The sequence below is a fragment of the Paracoccus acridae genome, from assembly GCF_014642735.1.
Taxonomy (GTDB): domain Bacteria; phylum Pseudomonadota; class Alphaproteobacteria; order Rhodobacterales; family Rhodobacteraceae; genus Paracoccus; species Paracoccus acridae.
The window spans coordinates 74,439-96,955 of the sequence record NZ_BMIV01000004.1 but is presented as its reverse complement, the minus strand read 5'-3'; the positions used below and the strand labels follow the sequence as shown (position 1 = coordinate 96,955).

The following is a 22,517-nucleotide window of genomic DNA, read 5'->3' as shown; positions in this document are numbered from 1 at the left end:
CTGGCGCGTTCTAGGCAAGCGGCCGGGCTTCTGCAAGCGTCAGCGGAACAGGACCAGCGATCCCGGCGACCAGGCAAGGCGGGTGCGGGTCCCCACCTCCTGCACGTCGCGGCCGAAGACGTTGCGCATGGAAATGCGGACCGTGTGCGCCTTGCCGTCGATGGCGGCGGCGCCGTCCAGCCGCAGGTCGTAATAGGTCATGTCGCCGTAATAGACGACCTCGTCGATGGTGGCGTTGGTTTCGCGCGGCTGGCTGTGGGCCTGGTTCGGGCCGACCAGAGTCATGGTTTCGGGGCGAAAGCCGATCGTCGGCCCTTCATCGTCGGGATTGGCGCGGCTGATCTGGCGGGCGGGCAGTTCCACCACGCCCAGGCCCGGAGCCTCGACCGTGGCCACGCCGTCGCTTTCGCCCAGGATATGGGCAGGCAGGAAGTTCATCACGCCGATGAAATCCGCGACCCGGCGGCTGGCCGGACGGGCATACAGCGCCTCGGGTCCGTCAAGCTGGGCGATCTCGCCCTCGAACATGACGGCGATGCGGTCGGACATGACCAGGGCTTCCTCCTGGTCATGGGTCACCAGGACGAAGGTGATGCCGACCTGGCGTTGCAGCTTGATCAGTTCGACCTGCATCTGTTCGCGCATCTTGCGATCCAGCGCGGACAGCGGTTCGTCCAGCAGCAGCACCTTGGGCTTGAGGATCAGCGCGCGGGCAAGCGCGACTCGCTGGCGCTGCCCGCCCGACAGCGCGTGCGCGGCGCGGTTGCCATATCCGCGCAGGCCCACCATAGCCAGGGCCTCCTCGACCAGGGCCGCCTTTTCCGCCTTGCCGCGCGGATCGCGGCGCAGGCCGAAGGCCACGTTCTGCGCGACCGTCAGATGGGGAAAGATCGCATAGGACTGGAAGACCATGTTGGTGGGCCGCTTGTTCGCGGGCACCTCCTCCATATGCTTCTGGTCGATCAGGATCGCGCCTTCGGAAATGTCCTCGAACCCGGCAATGGTGCGCAGCAGCGTGGTCTTGCCGCAGCCCGAGGGCCCCAGCAGGGAAAAGAACTCGCCCGCCCGGATGGTCAGGTCGATGCCCCGCAGCGCGTGATAGTCGCCGTAATGCTTGTGGACGCCGCGACATTCGATCATCGGCTTGCGGTCGTCGGTCACAGGAACCCTCCGGTCGGATTGCCGCCCATGCGGGCATTGCCGCGGCGGCGGAAGTATTCGCCCAACGCCAGCAGCACGATGGACAGCGCCACAAGGACGGTGCCAAGCGCCATGATCATCGGGATCTGCTTGGGAAAGCGAAGCTGGCTGAAGATATAGGTGGGCAGCGTCGGCTGATTGCCCGCCAGGAAGAAGGCGATGATGAATTCGTCCAGGCTGATGGTGAAGGAAATCAGCAGTGAACTGATGATCCCCGGCATGACCAGCGGCAGGGTGACCAGTCGGAACGCGCTCCACCGTGTTTCGCCCAGGTCATAGGCCGCTTCCTCCAGCGACTTGTCCAGGCTGGAGAACGCGGTGGTCAGGATCGCGATGGCATAGGGCATGCAGATCAGCACATGGCCGACGATCACGGTCAGGATCGACAGTTGCACCCCCGCGCCCAGCAGCACGACCAGCAGCGACATGGCGACGATGATTTCTGGCAGGACCATCGGCAGCAGGATGAAGCCCATCATGCCGCCCTTGCCCGGAAACTCGAACCGCGTGGATGCGCGGGCCGCAAAGATGCCCAGGCAGGTCGCCAGGATCGCGGCGGACACGGCGATGATCAGCGAATTCGTCAGGGCCGTGCGCAGCGTGGCATTGGCCCACATCTGCGAAAACCAGTCGGTCGTGAAGCCCTGCAGCGGAAAGGCGATGATCGTGCCGGAATTGAAGGCGAACAGCGGCAGCAGGATGATCGGCGCGTAAAGGAACAGCAGATACAGCAGCGCATAGGCCTGCAGGCCGCGCCCCTGCCCCTTCACGACCGCACCTTCAGGAAGCGGCGGTTGATCAGCAGGAAGACGATGCTGACAAGGGCGACGATGGCCATTGCGGTGACGGCCAGGGCCGATCCCAGCGGGCGGTTGTCCAGCGCCAGCATCTGCACCTGGATCAGGTTCGCGATCATCGGGATCTTGCCGCCGCCGATCAGTTCGGGGGTGACGTAATCGCCGATGGTCGGGATGAAGACGATCAGCACCGCCGCCAGCACGCCGGGCATCGCCAGGGGCAGCGTGACGCGCCAGAAGGTCATCGCCCGGCTTTCGCCCAGGTCGCGCCCGGCTTCCAGCAGGGACCGGTCGATCTTTTCCAGCGCCACGAAGATCGGCAGGATGGCGAAGGGCGCATAGGCATGGGCCAGCGTGATCACGATCGAGTTCACGTTATAGAGGATGAAGGTCAGGGGCTCGTCGATGATGCCAAGCCCGGTCAGGCTGGAATTGATGACGCCATTATAGCCCAAGATCACCTTCCACAGGAACACCCGGATCAGATAGCTGGTCCAGAAGGGAATGGTGATCAGGAACAGCCAGGTCGCCTTCTTTTCCGGCCGCACCATGAAGCTGACGTAATAGGCCACCGGAAAGGCCAGCAGCACCGTCACCAGCGTGACAAGTGCCGATACCGTCAGCGACCGCAGCATCACCGTGCGCACGATGGGATCGGTCCAGACCTGGACGTAATTGGCCCAGGTGAAGTCGCGCACGACCGTCAGATAGCCGTCGGTCAGGAAACTGTAGGTCAGGATCGTCAACAGCGGCGCCGCCAGAATCAGCAGCGCATAAAGGAACGGGGGCGCGATCAGGGCATAGCCCTGCCTCGCCTGTGCATCCAGTCCTTTGGCCATCCGTCCGTCCCGCCGTCCCTGTGTCCCAATTCCTTTCATATCAGCCAAAGCATGAAAAGAGGGTTTATGGCCGAGGCAAGACCATGGGCTAGCGCCACCATCGCCCGGTCAGCGCCAGCCGCGCCAGCGAAGCCCGGTGTCGAAACGGTGCAACAACAGGCACTTCCTTGAAGATGTTCACCTTGCCGCTGAGGACGCCGGTCAACAGCGGCCCCACCCCCGGGCCAGGATACAGGGCCGCAGCCGCCCGTTTCGGCAGCAGCCTGCGCGACCCTGCGGCACGGCCGAACGCCTCTTGCGCCAGTCGGGCCAGGCGGGCCGCATCGGCGGTGTCGGCGCTTGCCAGTCCAAGGCCGATGGGTTGCAGTCGAGGCAGCGCGCGCAGCCAAGCCACCAGCCCCGCGCCCAGCCCCTGATCGGCGGCGACCGCCTGCCCTCGCGCATCCGCGCCCAGCCGTCCAGCGGCCAGCGTCATCAGCCGCCCGCTGGTGTGGGCGACATAGTCGGCCACCTCCTCGGAGGTTGCGAAAGGTTCGCGAAAGCAGTCGCGGCGGCGGGCCTCGGCCAGGGGGGCAAGCTGCCCGGCCTCGGTGCCCCAGGCCTCCCACAAAGGGGTCAGCACGTCATGCAGGGGGGGCGGTCTGCCCGTGCCCATCTCGGCCAGCCGGTCCACCCACCATTGCAGCCGCATCTCGGCCAACAGCGGCTCGCCCGACTGAAAAGGTGCCCGCGCGATTTCCAGGTTCAGCGCGTAAAGCGTTATAAGCCCAGGCCGATCCTGCGGATCGGCGACCAAGACCGCACCGAAGCGGTCGGGATCCTCGGACCGGACCAAGTTGGTGCAGGCTTCAAGGGTCATCAGGTTCTCCCTGACTGAGAGAAACTATAACAGCCATCTGCTTTCAATAGCATCAAGCTTTACAACAATTTCCTTCGCCCAGTCTGAAGAGGTAGGGGTGAGGAAGTCAAACCTAGCAGGACCGTCCCTTCCGGCCGAAAGCTGAACCGAAGCGTCCAGCAGTTGCTCCCGCAAACGATCAGCGGCCTGATAATCCTTCACTGCACGTAAACCAAACCACACTTCAGCCAATCGCTTTACACGACTTAGAATTTCCTCATCAGATGGACGTTTTGCTGCCCACCCGTAATCTCCCGGCAGCAACAGCCCGAGAAGGCGGGCCGATGTTAACAAACGTGGTGCATCGCCTGCTTTTGCCAGTTCATGCAATGCCGCTATTGCAACAGAGGTATTTAGATCGTCAGCTAGTGCGGATACCACTTCTTTAGCAGGTTTGGTTGCTGGCTCGATACCTACCACCATCTCATGCCAATTAGACAAAATTGTCTGAGCTTCGTTTGCCTTTGCCTCCGTCCAATCCATAGGCTTCCGATAGTGCGTCCTCAACATCACGAACCGGATCACCTCGCCCGGCACGCCCTTGTCCAGAAGATCGCGGACCGTGAAGAAGTTGCCCAGCGACTTGGACATCTTCTTGCCCTCGACCTGCAGCATCTCGTTGTGCAGCCAGACATTGGCGAAGCCTGCCTCGGGATGGGCGCAGCAGCTTTGGGCGACCTCGTTCTCGTGATGAGGAAATTGCAGGTCGATGCCGCCGCCGTGGATGTCGAAGCTGGGGCCAAGAAGCGCCGCCGACATGGCGGAGCATTCGATATGCCAGCCGGGACGGCCGCGTCCCCAGGGACTGTCCCAGCCGGGTTGGTCGGCGTCCGAGGGCTTCCACAGCACGAAATCCATCGGGTCGCGCTTGAAGGGCGCGACCTCGACCCTCGCGCCGGCGATCATGTCGTCCACCGAACGGCCCGACAGGCGGCCGTATTCGGGAAAGGACCGGACATCGAACAGGACATGCCCCTCGGCCTCGTAGGCGTTGCCGTTCGCGATCAGGGTCTCGATCATCGCGACCATCTGGACGATGTATTCGGTCGCGCGGGGCTCGTGGTCGGGACGCGCGGCGCCAAGGGCGTCCATGTCCTGGTGATACCAGGCCACGGTCTCCTCGGTGATCTCGCGGATGGTGCGACCGGTGGCGGCGGCGCGGGCGTTGATCTTGTCGTCCACGTCGGTGAAGTTGCGGACATAGGTGACGTGATCCGCGCCATAGACATGGCGCAGCAGGCGCACCAGCACGTCGAAGACCAGCACCGGCCGGGCATTGCCCAGATGCGCGCGGTCATAGACGGTCGGCCCGCACAGGTAGAGGCGCACGTTCCGGGGGTCCAGGGGTTCGAAAACCTCTTTCTTGCGGGTGCGGGTATTCGTCAGCCGGATCTCGACCATGATGCGCCTTTCTGTGATGTGGCGGATCTAGCCCATCGGCGCGTGGCTTTCCACCCATGCAATCTGGCGCGGCAGGCTGTGGCGATGCAGGTCATAGCCGTCCAGGATCGTCTGCCGCGCCGCTCTCCGCAGCCGGTCCGCATCGGGATCGCCCGCAAGGCCCCGGATCAGGGCGTCCGACAGCGCCGGCACGTCGAAGAACGGCACCAGCCGCCCGTTCTCACCGTTGCGCAGCAGTTCCCGCACCGGCTCGGTATCCGAGGCCACGACATAGCCCCCCGCCGCCATCGCCTCGGTCAGGGACCAGGACAGCACGAAGGGATAGGTCAGATAGCAATGCACGCGGGCCAGCTGGATCAGCGACAGGTAATCCTCGTAAGCGACACGGCCCAGGAAATGGACGCGGGACAGATCCAGCCGGTCGCCCAGTTCGTCCAGCATCCGCGCCTTCCAGGTGCCGCCGTCCTTGGGGGCGTTGCCATAGCTGGTGCCCTCGGCCCCTACGATCACGACCTGCGCCTGCGGTCGGGCAGCCAGAAGGGCAGGAAGCGACCGCATGAAGATGTGGAACCCGCGATAGGGTTCCAGCGAACGGCTGACATAGGACAGAACCTCGTCCCCCGCCTGCAACGTCCGACCGCCCGGCAGGGTCAGCGTGGCCCGGGGGTTCGGACAGACGCGGTCGGTGTCGATACCGTCGTGGATGACCGTGATCTTGCCGCGCAGTTCCGGCGGGAAGCTTTCGGCTTGGTAACAGGTGGGCGCGATCGCGGCATCGGCCTGGACGATGCCCTGGATCAGATGGGCCGATCGCGCCACGGTCAGCATCCGCGATTCGTCGCTGTCCTGTTGCAGTTCGGGATCGAAGCCCACATCCTGGCCGCGCGTGCGGTACAGAAGCTCGGCATAGACCAGCAGCTTCGCATCGGGCCAGATTTCACGCAAAAACAGCGTTTCGCCCCATCCGGTATGACCGATGATCACATCCGGGGTGAACCCGTGCCGGTCCCGCAAGGCCCGCGCGCCGCGTGCCGCCAGATAGCCACGTTCGGCATGGGTGGCATAGCTGCGGCCGAAACCGGTTACCTGCACCGGGTCGGGCATCTTGTAGCGCACGGTCGAAACCTGGCTGGTCCGCTGGTTCTTTTCATCCGTCAGGGCCAGGACCTGATGGCCGCGCGCGGCAAGAGCGGGGGCCAGATGGGGGAACTGGCCCGGAAAATTCTGGTGAACGAACAGGATCTTCATCGGTGATGATCACGAAATGCCGCCGCGAGCAGCGCGCGGGTATAGTCCTGCTGCGGGGCGTCGAAGATTTCGGTCGTGGTCCCCTGCTCGACCACTTCGCCCGCGCGCATGACCATGATCTTGTGCGACATGGCGCGCACGACGCGCAGGTCGTGGCTGATGAACAGGAAGGCCAGCCCGTATTTCTGCTGCAAGCCGCGCAGAAGCTGGACGATCTGCACCTGCACCGTCATGTCCAGGGCGCTTGTCGGTTCGTCCAGCACCACCACCTTGGGCCGCAGGATCATGGCGCGGGCGATGGCGATGCGCTGTCGCTGCCCGCCGGAAAATTCGTGCGGATAGCGGTGCATGGTGTCGGGGTTCAATCCCACCTCTGCCATGATCTCGGCAACCATGGTGCGGCGGTCGCGGCCTTTTTCGACCCCGTGGACAGTCAGGCCCTCGGCGATGATCTGTTCGACCGTCATCCGGGGCGACAGGCTGCCGAAGGGATCCTGGAAGACGATCTGCATGTCGCGGCGCAGCCTTCGCAACTGGCGCGACTGCCAGCGGGAAATGTCCTGGCCCATGAACAGGATCGGCCCGTCGCTGGCGATCAGCCGCATGATCGCCAAGGCCAGCGTCGTCTTGCCGCTGCCTGATTCCCCGACGATGCCCAGGGTTTCCCCGGCCCGCAGGGTCAGGGTCGCGCCGTTCACGGCCTTCACATGGCCCACCGTGCGGCGCAGCAGGCCACGTTGGATCGGAAACCAGACCTTCAGGTCGCGCGTCTCGACCATGGTTTCGGCAGTATCAGAGATGGGGTCGGCCCTGCCCGTCGGTTCGGCAGCCAGCAGCTTGCGTGTATAGTCGTGCTGCGGATTGGCAAAGATCTCGGCCACCGGGCCCTGTTCCACGATCTCGCCGTCCTTCATCACGCAGACTCGGTCGGCGATGCGGCGGACAATGCCAAGGTCATGGCTGATGAACAGCATCGACAGCCCCTCGGCCGCCTTCAGTTCCGCCAGCAGGTCCAGGATCTGCGCCTGGATCGTCACGTCAAGCGCGGTGGTCGGCTCGTCCGCGATCAGCAGTTCCGGCCCGTTGGCAAGCGCCATGGCGATCATCACGCGCTGCCTCTGCCCGCCCGACAACTGGTGCGGGTAATCCGACAACCGCGATTCGGGATCGCGGATGCCCACGCGGGTCAGCAGTTCGACGATCCGTGCGCGTGCCCTGGCCCCGGTCAGCCCCTGGTGCAGCGCCAGGCTTTCGCCCAGCTGCTTTTCCAGCGTGTGCAGGGGGTTCAGGGATGTCATCGGTTCCTGGAAGATGAAGCTGATGTCATCGCCCCGGATGTCGCGCAGCATAGGCTCGGGCGCGTCCACCATCTCACGGCCCGCGTATTTGACCGATCCCTCGACCACGGCGGAATCGCCCAGCAGGCGCACGGTGGACAGGGCCGTCACCGACTTGCCCGACCCGGATTCGCCCACCAGGGCCATCGTCTCGCCCTTGCCGATGTGGAAGCTGACGCCCTTGACGGCGGGCACAGTCCGGCCTTCCTGGCGAAAGCTGATGCGCAGGTCCTGGACCGACAGAACGGCTTCGGTCATTTGAAGGTCTTCCGGGGGTCAAAGGCATCGCGCACGCCTTCGAAGACGAAGACCAGAAGCGACAGCATGATGGCGAATGTGAAGAAGGCGGTGAAGGCCAGCCAGGGCGCCTGCAGGTTCTGCTTGGCCTGCAACGCCAGTTCCCCCAGCGAGGGCGCCGATGCGGGCAGGCCATAGCCCAGGTAATCCAGCGCGGCCAACCCGCTGATCGTGCCGGTCACGACAAAGGGCAGCATGGTCAGCGTGGCGACCATCGCGTTGGGCAGGATGTGGCGGAACATGATGGTGCGGTCGGACACGCCCAGGGCACGGGCGGCGCGGACATATTCGAAATTCCGCGCCCGCAGGAATTCGGCCCGGACTACGCCCACAAGCGCGGGCCAGCCGAACAGGATCGTCACGAAGACCAAGAGCCAGAAGCTGCGCCCCAAGATCGCGAACAGGATGATGATGACGTAAAGCGACGGGGTGGATGCCCAGATCTCCAGCACCCGCTGGAAGACCAGATCGGTCCGCCCGCCGAAGTATCCCTGGATCGCCCCCGCCGCGATGCCCACGACAGATGCCACCACCGTCACGATCAGCGTGAACAGGATCGAGATGCGGAAGCCATAGATCACGCGGGCCAGCACGTCGCGGGCGGTGTCGTCGGTTCCCAGCCAATGTGTGCCGTCCGGCGCGCTTGGGGCGCTGCCCACGTTGTTGATGGTCGAATAATGGAACGGGATCACCGGCCAGATCATCCAGCCCTGTTCATCCTTGGGGATGTCGCTGGTGCCCGCGTCCACGGCGGCGATCAGTTCCTCGGGCGTGTCCCAGCAATCCTGGCTTCCGCCGGTCACGATCAGGCATTCCACGGCCGGGTCGTTATAGATCGCCTCGGTCTGAAAATCGCCGCCAAAAGCGGTTTCCGGATAGAAGTTGTAGGCAGGAAAATACAGTTCCCCGCGATAGCTGGCGACAATGGGTTTGTCGTTGGCCACCAGTTCGGCACACATGGCGATCACGAACAGGATTGAAAAGATCACCAGCGACCACAAGGCGCGGCCGTTGCGGCGGAAATTTCGCCAGCGGCGGCGGTTGAGTTCCGAGAGTGCCATCAACCGGCCCTCGATTCAAAGTCGATGCGCGGATCGACGAAGACATACATCATGTCCGACAGGATCCCCACCACCAAGCTGAGAAGCCCGAAGACGTAAAGCGTGCCGAAGATCACCGGATAGTCGCGCTGCACCGCGGCCTCGAAGCCCAGGCGGCCAAGGCCGTCCAGCGAAAAAACCGTCTCGATCAGGATGGAAGCGCCGAAGAAGACGCCCAGGAACACCGCCGGAAACCCTGCGATGACGATCAGCATGGCGTTGCGGAAGACGTGGCCGTAAAGCACGCGCCCCTCGGTCAGGCCCTTGGCGCGCGCGGTCATCACATACTGCTTGTTGATCTCGTCCAGAAAACTGTTCTTTGTCAGAAGGGTTAGCGTGGCAAAGCTGGAAATCGTCGAGGCCACCACCGGCAGGGTCGCGTGCCAGGCATAGTCCTTGATCTTGCCCCAAAGCGTCAGGTCGGCGAAGTTGTCGCTGGTCAGACCGCGCAGCGGGAAGATCTGCCAATAGCTGCCGCCCGCGAACAGCACCATCAGCAGCACCGCGAACAGGAAGGCCGGGATCGCATAGGCCATGATGATGATGCCCGAGGTCCAGGTGTCGAACCGCGTCCCGTCGCGCACCGCCTTGCGGATCCCCAGCGGGATCGAGATCAGATAAGCCAGCAGCGTGGACCACAGGCCCAGCGTGATGGACACCGGCATCTTCTCGATCACCAGGTCGATGACGCTGATCGACCGGAACCATGACGTGCCGAAATCGAAGGTCAGGTAATTGCCCATCATCGTCAGGAAGCGCTGCAAGGGCGGCTTGTCGAAGCCGAACTCTTTCTCAAGCTGGGCGATGAACTCGGGCGGCAGGCCGCGCGCGCCCTCGTATCCTTCGACCACGCCGGTGTCGGCGCCCGCGCCCCCGCCGGATATGTTGCTGAAGGCGTCGCCCGAACCCTGCACCTGCGCGGCGATCTGTTCGATGGGACCGCCGGGGACAAATTGCGTCAGGGTGAAGTTCACCACCATGATCCCGATCAGCGTCGGGATGATCAGCAGCAACCGCCGCAGGATATAGGCGCCCATCGGATTGCCCTTGCCCCTTGCGGGCCTTCGCGGCCCCTTGTCCTTTATCCCGCCCTTGTCGGGCGGGACCGCCCGGAAATCAACCCTGACGTCAGCGGATCGCCCTTGCCGCCTTCAGTTCCGCCTCGCGCGCGGTATCTGCCCACCAGAAGTCCAGCGTGCCAAGCGCATAGGGCGGCATCTGTTCGGGGTGGCGATACATGTCGTAATAGGCCAGCGTGTATTCGGCCTTGTACCATTTCGGCACCCAGAAGCGCAGGCTGCGCAGGGCGCGATCCAGGGCGCTGATGGCGACAAGGTTTTCTTCCTGCGTTTCCGCCTGCTGGCCCAGTTCCAGAAGCCGGTCGATGGCGGGATTGGCAAGGCCCATCGGGTTGAACACGTCGTCCGCGTCCTCGGACCCGAAGACCTGGCCGGCGTAACCGCCGACCGCATAGGACTGGCCCAGCGAATCCTCGACCATGTCGAAATCCTTGGACCGGGTGCGCAGCTCCATCTCGGCATTGTCCACGCGGCGGTTCACGGCGTCGATGCCGATGGCGCGCAGGTTCTGGACAAAGGGGTTAAGGATGCGATCGTTGCCCACGTCGTCGTTCAGGATCTCGACCCGCAGCACCTCTCCGGCGGCATTGCGGCGCATCCCATCGCTGCCCACGGCCCAGCCCGCCTCGTCCAGCAGGGCCATGGCCTGGCGCATGTTCCGGCGATCCTGCTGGCGTTCGCCCGAGGTCGGCTGGACCACCGCGTCATCGGTCAGGATGCCTTCGGGCAGATCGGCCGCGACGGGTTCCAGCAGCGCGACCTCCTCGGGCGTGGGGGGGCCGTCGGCGCGGAATTCGCTGTTGTCCCAGAAGGAATTGACGCGCGTTTCCAGACCGTAAAGCAGCGTCTGGTTCGTCCATTCGAAGTTGAACATCAGCCCGATCGCTTCGCGCACGCGGATGTCCTGGAACTTCTCGCGGCGCAGGTTGAAGACCCAGGCATCCGCGCTGGCGATCTGGCCGTTGGGCAGCGTTTCCCGCACCACGGCACCCGAGGCAAGGGCCGGAAAGTCATAGCGCGTGGACCAGTGCATCGAGGATGTCTCGTTGCGGAAGGTGTATTCGCCCGCCTTGAAAGCCTCGAAGGCGCTGTCGAAGTCGCCGAACATCTCGTAGCGGATGCGGTCGAAGTTGAAGCGGCCCTGGTTGATCGGCAGGTCCTTGCCCCAGTAATCGGGGTTGCGTTTCACGACCATGGTGCGGCCCATGTCGGCGCGGTCGAACATATAGGGACCGGACCCGACATAGGGGATGTTCGTGCTCTGCTCCAGGTCGCGCTCGTTGTCCTCGAAGTCCTTCTTCGAGAAGACGATCTGGTTGCCCATCTGAGAAATCACGTCGCGGCGGGGATAGCCTTTGGCGAAGGTGAACTTGATGCGGTGGTCGTCCAGCACCTCGGCCTTGGCGACCATCTGCTGCATCGCCATGCGGAAGGACGACAGGCCCTTGTCGCGCAGGGTTTCAAAGCTGAACAGCACGTCATGGGCGGTCAGCGGCGTGCCGTCGCTGAACTTCGCCTCGGGGCGCAGATTGAAGATCACCCAGTCCTTGCTTTCGGGATATTCCAGCGTCTCGCACAAAAGGCAGTAATCGACGCCCAGCTCGTCCGCCGGGCTGTCCATCAGCCGTTCAAGCTGGATCACCGACAGGGCGATGGCCCGGCCCCGATGGGTGAAGGGGTTGAAGCTGTCGAAGCCGCCGACCGCGCCAAAGGAAATCTCGCCCCCCTTGGGCGCGTCGGGGTTCACATAGCGGTAATGGGGGAAATCGGCAGGCAGCGCGGGTTCGCCGAACAGCGCGATCGCGTGGGTCTTGATGACGGTTTCGCCGTTCCCGGTCGCCTCGGCCTCTTGCGACAGGGCGGCACCGGCCGGGGCAAGGGCAAGGGTGGCGATCAGGGCAAGGCGGCGCATGGGGCGAACTCCGGCTGTGGTGTCTGCTGCACGCTAGGCAGCGCGGGGGACACGATCAAGCCGCGATTTCGTGAGGCCGCGTGGGATGCGCGCATGAAAAAGGGCGCATCCCGCGATGCGCCCCATTCCGATGCGGACAGCCTTACTGCTGGGTTTGCAGATAGGCGATGATGTCGGCGCGATCCTGGGGATCCTTCAGGCCGGCAAAGGACATCTTGGTGCCCGGCACGTCCGCCTTGGGGTTGGCCAGGAACTCCTGCAGCGCCTCGGGCGTCCAGGCAGGCGCCTCGGCCTTGTGCTCGACCATGGCGGGGGAATAGTTGAAGCCCGCGACGGAGGCGACTTCGCGGCCCACGACGCCGTTCAGGTGCGGGCCGACGCCGTCCGTGCCGTCCAGCTTGTGGCAGGCCTTGCACTTGCCGAAGTCCTTTTCGCCCGCGGCGGCATCGGCCGAAGCCAGCAGCGCCGCGAAGTCGATCTGCTCCTCGGCCGCTTCCTCGCCGCCCGCGGCCTCCTCGACCGGGATGGTATAGGCCTGCGCGACCTCCTCACCCTCGCCGTGATGGGTGGAGCCGACGTGATACAGCGATCCCGCCGCCCAGTTGGCCAGCATCAGAAACAGCAGCGCGCCGATCAGCGCGCCTGCGGCCTTGGTCACGGTCATGGTGTTGAACATCGCGTGCGATCCCCGCCTTGGTAAGCTCGTCAATTCGTGGGGTATGTATCCGCTTTCGCTTTGAAGGATCAAGGTATAGTTGACCACACGAGCCTTCAAAATTCGGACAGCGGCCATGACGACCACGACCAACCGCATCGCCTTCCAGGGCGAACCCGGCGCCTACAGCCACGAAGCCTGCCGCAAGGCGCGGCCCGGGATGGAGGTCCTGCCCTGCCGCACCTTCGAGGACGTGATCGAGGCCGTGCGCAGCCACGAGGCCGACCTGGCCATGCTGCCGGTCGAGAATTCGACCTATGGCCGGGTGGCCGACATCCATCACATGCTGCCGGAATCCGGCCTGCACATCATCGACGAGGCCTTCGTGCGGGTCCGCATTGCGTTGATGTCGCTGCCGGGCACCCGGTTGGAGGATGTGCGCCACGTCCGCGCGCATCTGGTGCTGATCCCGCAGGCGCGCGGCTTCCTGACGCGGCATGGGATGACCGCCTCGGCCTCGGCCGACAGCGCGGGCGCCGCCGCCGATCTTGCGCGCGACCGGATGCCGGGCGAAGGCGTCATGGCCAGCGAACTGGCCGCCGAGATCCACGGGCTGGAGGTGCTGGCCCGCGACATCGAGGATCATCACCACAACACCACCCGCTTCCTGATCATGGGACGGCAGCCCGATTACAACCGCCGCTCCGACCGGATGCTGACCACCTTCGTCTTCCGGGTCCGCAACATTCCCGCCGCGCTCTACAAGGCCATGGGCGGGTTCGCGACGAACGGCGTCAACATGACCAAGCTGGAAAGCTATATGGTGGACGGTGTCTTCACCGCGACCCAGTTCTATGCCGATGTCGAAGGCCACCCCGAGGATCCGGCCCTTCAGCGCGCGCTTGACGAATTGCGCTATTTCACCTCGTCGCTGGACATCCTGGGCGTCTATCCCGCCGATCCCCTGCGCGAGGCGCAGCGGCAGGCGGGCTAGGCCGCGCGCAGGTGCGTCAGGAAATCGGCGATCCGCTGGTCGTATTTCCGGTCCAGTTGCGCCTTGCCCAGCTTGGCGGTCTGCAACAACAACCGGGCGCGCATGGTACGGGGACGGATCTCGGTTTCGAACAGCAGGCGCGATTTCACGCGGCTCAGCGCCACGACGGTCATGTTGATGGACAGGTCGAACTGGTCTGACTGGCCGTCAAGCGTGATGTGGGACGGGCGGTCGAACCGGGTGACATCCAGCCGCACGTTCCGCCGTTGCCCGCGCCAGTTGAAGTCGATGGTCCAGCCTAGCCCGGTCCCGGGGTCCTGGGCCGGGTCGATCCGCCGGACCTGCGCGCCCCGCGCCCCCAGGGTGCGTTCGCTTCGGGAAAAATCGCTGATGATGTCAAAAAGCTCGGCCGACGGCTTGTCGGTATCGAAGCGGGTCGAGAATTTCATTTCTGCCTGACCATTCAATGCCGGCGGTGGCCCGGCTGCTGCAAATTGCGGGGTTCATAACGATCCAGGCCATTTCTTTCAACCGCAAGGGTATCCCCTGTCGCCGGATCACCGGCAGGCGTAAGCCCTGTGCCGATTCAGCCACGGCTGCAGCCTTTATCGTCAATGTGCGGGGGATGATGGTTGCACGACAATCTGTGGTTGTGAAGACGTCGTGCTGTCGATAATTTGATCAGGACAGGATGCCGCCGTCGCGCCGCGCCTGTGGTCGAGGATTGGAATGCGGGACACAGCGGGCGTGGCAAACGAAGACGACCCGACGTCGGACCTGACGGATACCGTCGGTCTGCGCATCCTGGCGACGACCGACATGCACATGAAGCTTCTGCCCCATGATTACCTGGCGGATCGTCCCTGCCGGCAGGGAAGCCTGGCGCAGATCGCGTCGCTGGTGGACAGGCGGCGGGCGGGGCGGAACACGCTGCTTCTGGACAACGGGGACTTCCTGCAGGGAACGCCGCTGGGGGACCAGGCGGCACAGGCGGGCGGGCGACATCCGGCCATCGCCGCCATGAACCAGATGGGCTATGACGCGGCGGCCATCGGCAATCACGATTTCGCCTTTGGCCTGGATGTTCTACAGGCGGCTGCCCGTCAGGCACGGTTCCCGTTTCTTGCTGCTAATCTGCGCCTTCGGGGACGGCCGGACTTTCCCCGCTTCTCGATCCTGGACAAGCGCGTGCTGACCGATGACGGGCGCCCGGCCGGCCTGCGGATCGGCCTGGTTGGTTTCCTGCCGCCGCAGACGACCGCCTGGGACCGCGACCTGTCGCGGCAGATGGCCTGCGACGACATCCTGGCCACGGCCCGCCTTGTCGTTCCGCAGATGAAGGAAGCGGGCGCCGATCTGATCATCGCCCTGGCGCATAGCGGAATTTCGCACCGTCCCGCAGCCCCTTTTGGCGAAAATGTCGCGGCCGAACTTGCCGTCATCGACGGGATCGACGTGATCGTTGCGGGCCATACCCACGAGGTCTTTCCAGGCCATCAGGTGGCGGGCAGGCCGGGCGTCGATACGGCGGGCGGCACCCTGTCGGGCAAGCCGGCCGTGATGCCGGGCTTTGCCGGGTCACATCTGGGCATCGTCGACCTGTCATTGACCCGCGGTCCTGGCACTGGCTGGCGCCTGTCCGATGCGACATCGCACTGCGAGGCTGTCGGTCCCGATCTGCCCCCCGCACCTGCCATCACGGGCGTCGTGTCGCCCGCGCACCGGAAGACGATGGCGGGGCTGCGGACCCATATCGCCCGCAGCGACCAGCGGATCAGCAGCTATTTCGCGATGGTGGGCGTGGACCCCGCGCTGTCCCTGGTCAACATGGCGCAACGCTGGTTCGTGCGCAAAAGCCTGGCCGGAACCCGGCTGGAGGGTCTTCCGGTCCTGTCGGCCGCCGCGCCTTTCCGGGCAGGCGGGCGGGGTGGCCCCGGCTATTACACGGATGTCGCGCCCGGCCGGCTGCGGCTGGGGAACCTGACCGACATCTATTCCTTTCCGAACCGCATCTGCGCCTTGCAGATCGACGGCGCCGACCTGCGCAACTGGCTTGAACGCTCGGCCAGCGTGTTTCGACAGATCCGCCCTGGCGAACACGACCAGCCGCTGACCGACCCGGGTTTTCCGGCCTATCAGTTCGATGTCATCCAGGATGTCGCGTGGCGGATCGACCTGTCGGCCCCACCCGCCTTTTCGGTCGATGGCTTTCCGGCTGGCGGAAGCCGCATCCGCGACCTGACATGGCGCGGCCGCCCCGTTCGCGACGAGGACCGGTTCGTCCTTGCCACGAATTCCTATCGACTGGCGGCCTGCGGGCTGTTCGCGCCCCTGACCATCGGCAAGCCGATCGCCCTGCCCCCAGGCCCTCAGACCAGAAACGTGATCCGCGATTACCTGCGCCAGCGCCGTTGCCTGTCCATCGACCCAAGCCCGGCCTGGCAGTTCATGCCGATGCCCGACACCACGGTCCTGTTCGAGACGGGTCCCCAAGGCCTGCCCCTTCTGGCCGAGGTCGCGGAACGCTGCGGCCGCCGGATGGATCATGTGGGCCATGACGACCGCGACTTCGCCGTCATCCGCCTGCATCTTTGACGGCTTGCATCGCCCGCGAACCCGCATTATCTAACGCATCGAGAGGTTGGCGCGGGCAGGCGCCTCGCCAACCCGGTCAGGTCCGGAAGGAAGCAGCCGTAACGAGCCCCGCTTGGGTCGTTGTCCAGCCTCTCACCCTTTCCCGCATTCAGACGAACCCGGCGCGCGACATTCGCGCACCTGCTGCATTTGCAGATTTTCAGTTTCCTCCTCTCTTGCCTGACACAGTTTGCAAATTTTCTCGTTTTTGCTTCCCCGCCCTGCCCTGCCTGACTAGGCTGCGGCGCAAGGATCGACCACGGATCGACAGGGGGCTGAGATGAAGGACATTCTTCAGGAACTGGAAGACCGCCGGACTCTGGCCCGGTTGGGCGGCGGACAGCGGCGGATCGACGCGCAGCACGCGCGTGGCAAGCTGACGGCGCGCGAACGGATCGAACTGCTGCTGGACGAAGGCAGCTTCGAGGAGTTCGACATGTTCGTGGCGCACCGTTCCACCGATTTCGGGATGGAGGCCGACCGCCCCTATGGCGACGGCGTCGTGACCGGCTGGGGCACGATCAACGGGCGCATGGTCTATGTCTTCAGCCAGGACTTCACCGTCTTCGGCGGGTCGCTGTCCGAAACCCATGCCCAGAAGATTTGCAAGATCATGGACATGGCGATGCAGAACGGCGCGCCGGTGATCGGGCTGAACGATTCGGGCGGCGCGCGCATCCAGGAAGGCGTGGCCAGCCTTGCTGGCTATGCCGACGTGTTCCAGCGCAACATCATGGCGTCGGGCGTCGTGCCGCAGATCAGCGTCATCATGGGCCCTTGCGCGGGCGGCGCGGTCTATTCGCCCGCCATGACCGACTTCATCTTCATGGTGAAGGACACGTCCTATATGTTCGTGACCGGCCCGGACGTGGTGAAGACCGTCACCAACGAGGTGGTGACGGCCGAACAGCTTGGCGGCGCATCGACCCATACGAAGAAATCCTCGGTCGCCGACGGGGCGTTTGAAGACGACGTCGAGGCGCTGACCGAAATCCGCCGCCTGTTCGACTTTTTGCCGCTGAACAACCGCGACAAGGCGCCGGTGCGGCCCTTCTTCGACGATCCCGCCCGGATCGAGGAAAGCCTGGACACGCTGATCCCCGACAACCCGAACCAGCCCTATGACATGAAGGAGCTGATCGTGAAGGTCGCGGACGAAGGCGACTTCTACGAGATCCAGAAGGACTTCGCGGGCAACATCATCACCGGCTTCATCCGCATCGAGGGCCGCACCGTGGGCGTGGTCGCCAACCAGCCGATGGTGCTGGCGGGGTGCCTCGACATCGACAGTTCGCGCAAGGCCGCGCGTTTCGTGCGGTTCTGCGACGCCTTCGAGATCCCGATCCTGACCTTCGTGGATGTGCCGGGCTTCCTGCCGGGCACGGGCCAGGAATATGGCGGCGTCATTAAGCACGGCGCGAAACTGCTGTTCGCCTATGGTGAGGCGACGGTGCCGAAGGTCACGGTGATCACCCGCAAGGCCTATGGCGGGGCCTATGACGTGATGGCGTCCAAGCACCTGCGCGGCGATTTCAACTATGCCTGGCCCACGGCGGAAATCGCGGTGATGGGCGCCAAGGGCGCGGTCGAGATCCTGTATCGCAGCGAGTTGGGCGACGCGGACAAGATCGCCGCGCGGACCAGGGATTACGAGGACCGCTTCGCCAACCCCTTCGTCGCTGCCGAAAAGGGCTTCATCGACGAGGTGATCCAGCCCCATTCGACCCGCAAGCGGGTCGCACGGGCCTTCGCCAGCCTGCGCACCAAGCGGCTGTCGAATCCCTGGAAGAAGCACGACAACATTCCTTTGTAAGATGTTAACGCAGTTGCACAAACGCGTGATTGATGCAGGCCAGCCACAGGCCGCGCGGCATTTGCCCCCGGCGGTCCGGCCTGTCTGTCTGCGCCCCTGCCCCGCCGCTATCATGCCCGGCGGGGCGATGCATCAAGACATCCCCCGGAACAACCCGAGCAGACGGGCGCAGCCGCGCCCGCTTTACAGGAGCGAGACAACATGTCGAAGAAAATCATCCTCAGCCTCGTGCTGGTTTCGGCCTTTGCTGCGTGCCAGCGTCAGGCAGCCGAACCCGAGGTTTACGTGCCTGCCCCGAACCCCGTCACGACCGAGCCGGTCTATCAGGGCAAGTACGGCGCCAACTGATCCGAACCGACTGATCTTGCGCGGGCGGTCCGGCTGCCCGCGCCTTCCCGGCCCGGCACGGCCCGGCCCCCGCCATGGGGGACCATCATGCTGAAGCACAAGGGCTTTCCGGGGCGCCTTCCCGGCACCGATTTCCAATTCGTCATCCGCCGCGAGAATCGCAAGAAGGGCGCGACGCCGATCACCCGGCGCGAACGCTTCCGCGACCGCAAGCCCGCCGACCGCCGCGCCGACGCAGGCTTTCTTGCCGCCCTGATCGAACATTTCGGCGAAGAACCTTTCGTTCGCGGCAACCTTGACGCGGGCCGCCTGGGCTGGCTGATCGGGCGCGAGGTGAAGGCTGTCGGCCCCTTCGATCCGACCGATTACGACCAGCTGCTGCAGGTGGACATGGCCGCGGCCGAAGCCTCGTTTCCCGAGCTTTTCGCCACCGACAGCCCGCCCGACTTCGGGTGGGACGACGAAGGCTGGGACGATGACGACAACGACGACGACGACGGCATGGACCGCTGAAAATGCGCAATTTGCTGCCTAGGGCCTTGATCTCACACCCATGTCAGTTTGACGCGCCCCTGGGCTATGCGATAGTCGGGTACCATCTTCCACTGGCCGCTTGCGCGGCCCACTATACAGGCAACTTTCCATGCAGACTTCGCTGTTCACCCGCGTCGCCGCCGGCGCTTTCGTTCTTCTGGGCCTGGCTGCCTGCGACCAGGGCTATGGCACCGCGACCGGGCTGTCGCCCGATGCGCAGCGTGCGGCAGGCGGCGCGGTCGCTGGCGCCGTCATCGCCAAGGCTTTGGACGAGGATCTGGCAACGGGCGCGGCCATCGGTGCCGTCGGCGGCGCGCTGTGCGATGACGCCGGCGTCTGCCAGCGTCGCTACTGATCACGCAGGCTTTTCAGAACCGAACGGGCTGGATCGGCGTTCCGATCCAGCCTTTCAAACGACAGGAAGACCAGAATGTCCAAATTCCTTGCCATTGCCGCCCTTGTCGGCACCACGGCCATCGCGGGCTGCACCCAGGGCATCAACCCGACCGACACCGACCGCGCGCTCATCGGCGCGGGCGTGGGCGCGACCATCGCCAGCGTCAGCGGTGAAAACGTCGTCAAGGGCGCGGCCATCGGCGGCGCTGCCGGCGCGCTCTGCAACGACGTGCGTCTCTGCGAATAACGACCTGATCCTGGCGCGTTCGTCGCGCCGCGATATCCTGATCGCCGCCCTGGGCCCCGCGCCCTCGGGCGGCTTTTTCATGCCTGGCCGGGGGGGCCCATGTTCAAGAAGATCCTGATCGCCAACCGGGGCGAGATCGCCTGCCGCGTCATCAAGACCGCCCGCAAGATGGGCATCGCGACCGTCGCCGTCTATTCCGACGCCGACCGCAATGCGCTGCACGTCAAGATGGCGGACGAGGCCGTCCATATCGGCCCGCCCCCGGCGAACCAGTCCTATATCGTGATCGACAAGATCATGGACGCGATCCGCCAGACCGGCGCCGAGGCCGTCCATCCCGGATACGGCTTCCTGTCCGAGAACATGAAGTTCGCCGAGGCCCTGGAACGCGAAGGCGTGATCTTCGTAGGCCCCCCGTCCCCCGCCATAGAGGCCATGGGCGACAAGATCACCTCGAAGAAGATCGCACAAGAGGCGGGCGTCAGCACCGTTCCCGGATACATGGGCCTGATCGCCGATGCGGATGAAGCGGTGCGCATCAGCGACCAGATCGGCTATCCTGTGATGATCAAGGCCTCCGCCGGCGGCGGCGGCAAGGGGATGCGCATCGCCTGGAACGCGCAGGAAGCCCGCGAGGGGTTCGAATCGTCGCGCAACGAGGCTGCCAGCAGCTTCGGCGACGACCGCATCTTCATCGAGAAATTCGTGACCCAGCCGCGCCACATCGAAATCCAGGTGCTGGCCGACAAGCACGGCAACGCGGTCTATCTGCACGAACGCGAATGTTCCATCCAGCGGCGCAACCAGAAGGTCATCGAGGAAGCGCCTTCGCCCTTCCTGGACCCGGAAACGCGTCGCGCCATGGGGGAACAGGCCGTCGCGCTTGCCAAGGCCGTGGGCTATACCAGTGCGGGCACGGTGGAATTCATCGTGGACGGGCAGAAGAACTTCTACTTCCTGGAAATGAACACCCGCCTGCAGGTGGAACATCCCGTGACGGAACTGATCACCGGCATCGATCTGGTGGAACAGATGATCCGCGTGGCCGCCGGTGAACCCCTGCCCTTTGCCCAGGACGATCTGAAGATCAACGGCTGGGCCATGGAAAGCCGCCTTTACGCCGAGGATCCGTATCGCAACTTCCTGCCCTCGATCGGGCGGCTGACCCGCTATCGTCCCCCGGCCGAGGTCGTCGAGGCCACCCATGTGGTCCGCAACGACACCGGCGTCTTCGAGGGCGGCGAGATCAGCATGTTCTATGACCCGATGATCGCCAAGCTTTGCACCTGGGCCCCGTCGCGCGGGGAAGCCATCGAGGCGATGCGCGTGGCGCTGGACGAATTCGAGGTCGAGGGCATCGGCCACAACCTGCCCTTCCTGTCCGCCGTGATGGATCACCCGAAATTCGTGTCGGGCGACATCACCACGGCCTTCATCGCCGAGGAATATCCCGAAGGCTTCGGGGGTGCGACCCTGCCTGACGACGAACTGGCCCGCGTGGCCGCCGCCGCATCCGCCATGCACCGCGTCGCGGAAATCCGCCGCACCCGGATCAGCGGGCGGTTGGACAACCACGAACGCCGCGTGGGCGAAAACTGGGTGGTCTTCGTCAACGGCCGCGAAATTCCCGCGCGCATCCGCGCCGACCGCGACGGCGCCACCGTCGCCGTGAACGGCCGCGAGTTGCGCGTGGAAAGCGACTGGAAGCCCGGCCAGACCCTGGCGCGGCTGGTGGTCGATGGCCGGCCGCTGGTGATGAAGGTGGACAAGATCCCCGCCGGTTTCCGCCTGCGGACGCGCGGCGCCGACCTTAGGGTTCAGGTCCGCCGCCCGCGCACGGCCGAACTGGTCCGGCTGATGCCTGAAAAGCTGCCGCCCGACACCTCGAAGTTCCTGCTCTGTCCGATGCCGGGCCTGGTGGTGAAGATCGCCGTGGCCCCTGGCGACGAGGTTCAGGAAGGCCAGGCCCTTGCCACGGTCGAGGCGATGAAGATGGAAAACATCCTGCGCGCCGAACGAAAGGCCGTCGTCAAGTCGGTCAATGCCGAGGCAGGCCAGAGCCTCAAGGTCGATGACGTGATCATGGAATTCGAATGACCTTCGCCACCGCCCTGTCCGACCCGCGCGTCGTGGCCGCCATGATCGGCGGCGCGGTGGTGGCGGGTGGCTGGGTGGTGACGCATCTTCTCAGCGCGGCGCGGGACCGGGCGGCGCGGGCCGAACGGGTCCGCGACGTGCAGGGCGCGCTTTATGCCGAAATCCGGGTCCATGTGGCGACGCTGAAAAGCCAGAACCTGCCCCGCTATGGCGCGGAAATCGAGGCGCTGATCCTGAAGGACGACGGCTTCTTTCCGGTGATCCCTACCGAACACAACGACCGCCTGTTCAGCGCCATCGTCGAGGATATTCACGTCCTGCCCTTCAGGGTGGTCGATCCGGTGGTGCAGTACTACAACCAGCTATTGACCATCGGCGCGATGATCGCGGACCTGCGCGAACTGAAGCTGGACCGTCTGGAGGCCACCCGCGCCGCGCGGATGTATCGCCATTACATCGAGATGAAGATCGAGGCGATCGCCCTGGGCGAGGAAGCGATGGCCTTTCTGCTGGCCCATCTGACCGGCGGCCGCGAGGCCGTCGCACGGCTGAGTGATTCGCAGCAAAAAGCCCGCCTTGCGGAAACCAAAGCGGGCGTCACATCCTGGATCGCGGCCGAAAAAGCGCGGTTCAGCGCCGGGAATAACCCGGCATCGGACCGGTTCGGCCGGTGATTGGGCGGGGGTTATAG

21 protein-coding genes and 1 other RNA gene are annotated in these 22,517 nt (G+C 64.7%); 10 read left to right on the top strand and 12 right to left on the bottom strand.

Features of this window, described 5'->3' with window-relative positions; translation table 11 throughout:
- Window positions 1-39 precede the first annotated feature (39 nt).
- The 11 genes from IEX25_RS07695 to IEX25_RS07645 form a co-directional block, all read right to left on the bottom strand.
- The gene (locus IEX25_RS07695; RefSeq protein WP_103173538.1) at window positions 40-1,161 is read right to left on the bottom strand and encodes an ABC transporter ATP-binding protein; all 1,122 of its coding nucleotides are present in this window, start codon (window positions 1,159-1,161) and stop codon (window positions 40-42) included.
- Complete coding sequence (locus tag IEX25_RS07690; protein WP_103173539.1) at window positions 1,158-1,970, bottom strand: ABC transporter permease; 813 nt, start codon at window positions 1,968-1,970, stop codon at window positions 1,158-1,160. The genes IEX25_RS07695 and IEX25_RS07690 overlap by 4 nt, the downstream gene beginning before the upstream one ends.
- The gene (locus IEX25_RS07685; RefSeq protein ID WP_188714668.1) at window positions 1,967-2,836 is read right to left on the bottom strand and encodes an ABC transporter permease; all 870 of its coding nucleotides are present in this window, start codon (window positions 2,834-2,836) and stop codon (window positions 1,967-1,969) included. The genes IEX25_RS07690 and IEX25_RS07685 overlap by 4 nt, the downstream gene beginning before the upstream one ends.
- A gap of 88 nt (window positions 2,837-2,924) precedes the next feature.
- Window positions 2,925-3,695: a squalene/phytoene synthase family protein gene (locus tag IEX25_RS07680; RefSeq protein WP_103173541.1), complete on the bottom strand. Its 771-nt coding sequence runs from the start codon at window positions 3,693-3,695 to the stop codon at window positions 2,925-2,927.
- Between the two features lie 24 nt (window positions 3,696-3,719).
- Window positions 3,720-5,135: a cysteine--tRNA ligase gene (gene cysS / locus IEX25_RS07675; RefSeq protein ID WP_103173542.1), complete on the bottom strand. Its 1,416-nt coding sequence runs from the start codon at window positions 5,133-5,135 to the stop codon at window positions 3,720-3,722.
- Window positions 5,136-5,162: 27 nt separating this feature from the next.
- Window positions 5,163-6,383: a glycosyltransferase gene (locus IEX25_RS07670; RefSeq protein WP_103173543.1), complete on the bottom strand. Its 1,221-nt coding sequence runs from the start codon at window positions 6,381-6,383 to the stop codon at window positions 5,163-5,165.
- Window positions 6,380-7,978 (bottom strand): ABC transporter ATP-binding protein, encoded by a 1,599-nt coding sequence (locus IEX25_RS07665; protein WP_188714667.1) that lies wholly within the window; start codon window positions 7,976-7,978, stop codon window positions 6,380-6,382. The genes IEX25_RS07670 and IEX25_RS07665 overlap by 4 nt, the downstream gene beginning before the upstream one ends.
- Window positions 7,975-9,078: an ABC transporter permease gene (locus IEX25_RS07660; protein ID WP_103173545.1), complete on the bottom strand. Its 1,104-nt coding sequence runs from the start codon at window positions 9,076-9,078 to the stop codon at window positions 7,975-7,977. The genes IEX25_RS07665 and IEX25_RS07660 overlap by 4 nt, the downstream gene beginning before the upstream one ends.
- Entirely contained in the window at window positions 9,078-10,154 is a 1,077-nt protein-coding gene (locus IEX25_RS07655) for a microcin C ABC transporter permease YejB (RefSeq protein WP_103173546.1), read from the bottom strand. The genes IEX25_RS07660 and IEX25_RS07655 overlap by 1 nt, the downstream gene beginning before the upstream one ends.
- A gap of 91 nt (window positions 10,155-10,245) precedes the next feature.
- On the bottom strand, window positions 10,246-12,108 hold the full coding sequence (locus IEX25_RS07650; RefSeq protein ID WP_188714666.1) for an extracellular solute-binding protein: 1,863 nt from the start codon (window positions 12,106-12,108) through the stop codon (window positions 10,246-10,248).
- Window positions 12,109-12,250: 142 nt separating this feature from the next.
- On the bottom strand, window positions 12,251-12,784 hold the full coding sequence (locus IEX25_RS07645; RefSeq protein WP_188714665.1) for a c-type cytochrome: 534 nt from the start codon (window positions 12,782-12,784) through the stop codon (window positions 12,251-12,253).
- 115 nt (window positions 12,785-12,899) lie between these two features.
- Between IEX25_RS07645 and IEX25_RS07640 the strand changes: the two genes are divergently transcribed.
- Window positions 12,900-13,757, top strand: coding sequence for a prephenate dehydratase (locus tag IEX25_RS07640; protein WP_103173549.1), 858 nt, complete (start codon window positions 12,900-12,902; stop codon window positions 13,755-13,757).
- Here the strand turns inward: IEX25_RS07640 and IEX25_RS07635 are convergent.
- Window positions 13,754-14,206 (bottom strand): hypothetical protein, encoded by a 453-nt coding sequence (locus IEX25_RS07635; protein WP_103173550.1) that lies wholly within the window; start codon window positions 14,204-14,206, stop codon window positions 13,754-13,756. The genes IEX25_RS07640 and IEX25_RS07635 overlap by 4 nt on opposite strands.
- A 280-nt stretch (window positions 14,207-14,486) precedes the next feature.
- On the opposite strand from IEX25_RS07635, the gene IEX25_RS07630 reads away from it, so the two are divergent.
- From IEX25_RS07630 to IEX25_RS07590, 9 genes are all read left to right on the top strand, one after another.
- Window positions 14,487-16,352 carry a bifunctional 2',3'-cyclic-nucleotide 2'-phosphodiesterase/3'-nucleotidase gene (locus IEX25_RS07630; RefSeq protein WP_188714664.1) on the top strand — a complete coding sequence of 622 codons (1,866 nt, stop codon included), beginning with the start codon at window positions 14,487-14,489 and terminating at the stop codon, window positions 16,350-16,352.
- A 40-nt stretch (window positions 16,353-16,392) separates the two neighbouring features.
- Window positions 16,393-16,489: signal recognition particle sRNA small type (ffs, locus tag IEX25_RS07625), an RNA gene on the top strand.
- Window positions 16,490-16,671: 182 nt separating this feature from the next.
- Window positions 16,672-18,204 (top strand): acyl-CoA carboxylase subunit beta, encoded by a 1,533-nt coding sequence (locus IEX25_RS07620; protein WP_103173707.1) that lies wholly within the window; start codon window positions 16,672-16,674, stop codon window positions 18,202-18,204.
- Between the two features lie 201 nt (window positions 18,205-18,405).
- Window positions 18,406-18,552, top strand: coding sequence for a hypothetical protein (locus tag IEX25_RS07615; RefSeq protein ID WP_188714663.1), 147 nt, complete (start codon window positions 18,406-18,408; stop codon window positions 18,550-18,552).
- Window positions 18,553-18,639: 87 nt separating this feature from the next.
- Window positions 18,640-19,065, top strand: a complete 426-nt coding sequence (locus tag IEX25_RS07610; RefSeq protein ID WP_103173706.1) for a hypothetical protein — start codon at window positions 18,640-18,642, stop codon at window positions 19,063-19,065.
- A gap of 130 nt (window positions 19,066-19,195) precedes the next feature.
- The gene (locus IEX25_RS07605; protein ID WP_103173705.1) at window positions 19,196-19,441 is read left to right on the top strand and encodes a hypothetical protein; all 246 of its coding nucleotides are present in this window, start codon (window positions 19,196-19,198) and stop codon (window positions 19,439-19,441) included.
- A 75-nt stretch (window positions 19,442-19,516) separates the two neighbouring features.
- Window positions 19,517-19,729 (top strand): YMGG-like glycine zipper-containing protein, encoded by a 213-nt coding sequence (locus IEX25_RS07600; protein ID WP_103173704.1) that lies wholly within the window; start codon window positions 19,517-19,519, stop codon window positions 19,727-19,729.
- Window positions 19,730-19,828: 99 nt separating this feature from the next.
- Window positions 19,829-21,826, top strand: coding sequence for an acetyl-CoA carboxylase biotin carboxylase subunit (locus IEX25_RS07595; protein ID WP_103173703.1), 1,998 nt, complete (start codon window positions 19,829-19,831; stop codon window positions 21,824-21,826).
- Complete coding sequence (locus IEX25_RS07590; RefSeq protein WP_188714662.1) at window positions 21,823-22,500, top strand: hypothetical protein; 678 nt, start codon at window positions 21,823-21,825, stop codon at window positions 22,498-22,500. The genes IEX25_RS07595 and IEX25_RS07590 overlap by 4 nt, the downstream gene beginning before the upstream one ends.
- The last annotated feature ends 17 nt before the right edge of the window (window positions 22,501-22,517 follow it).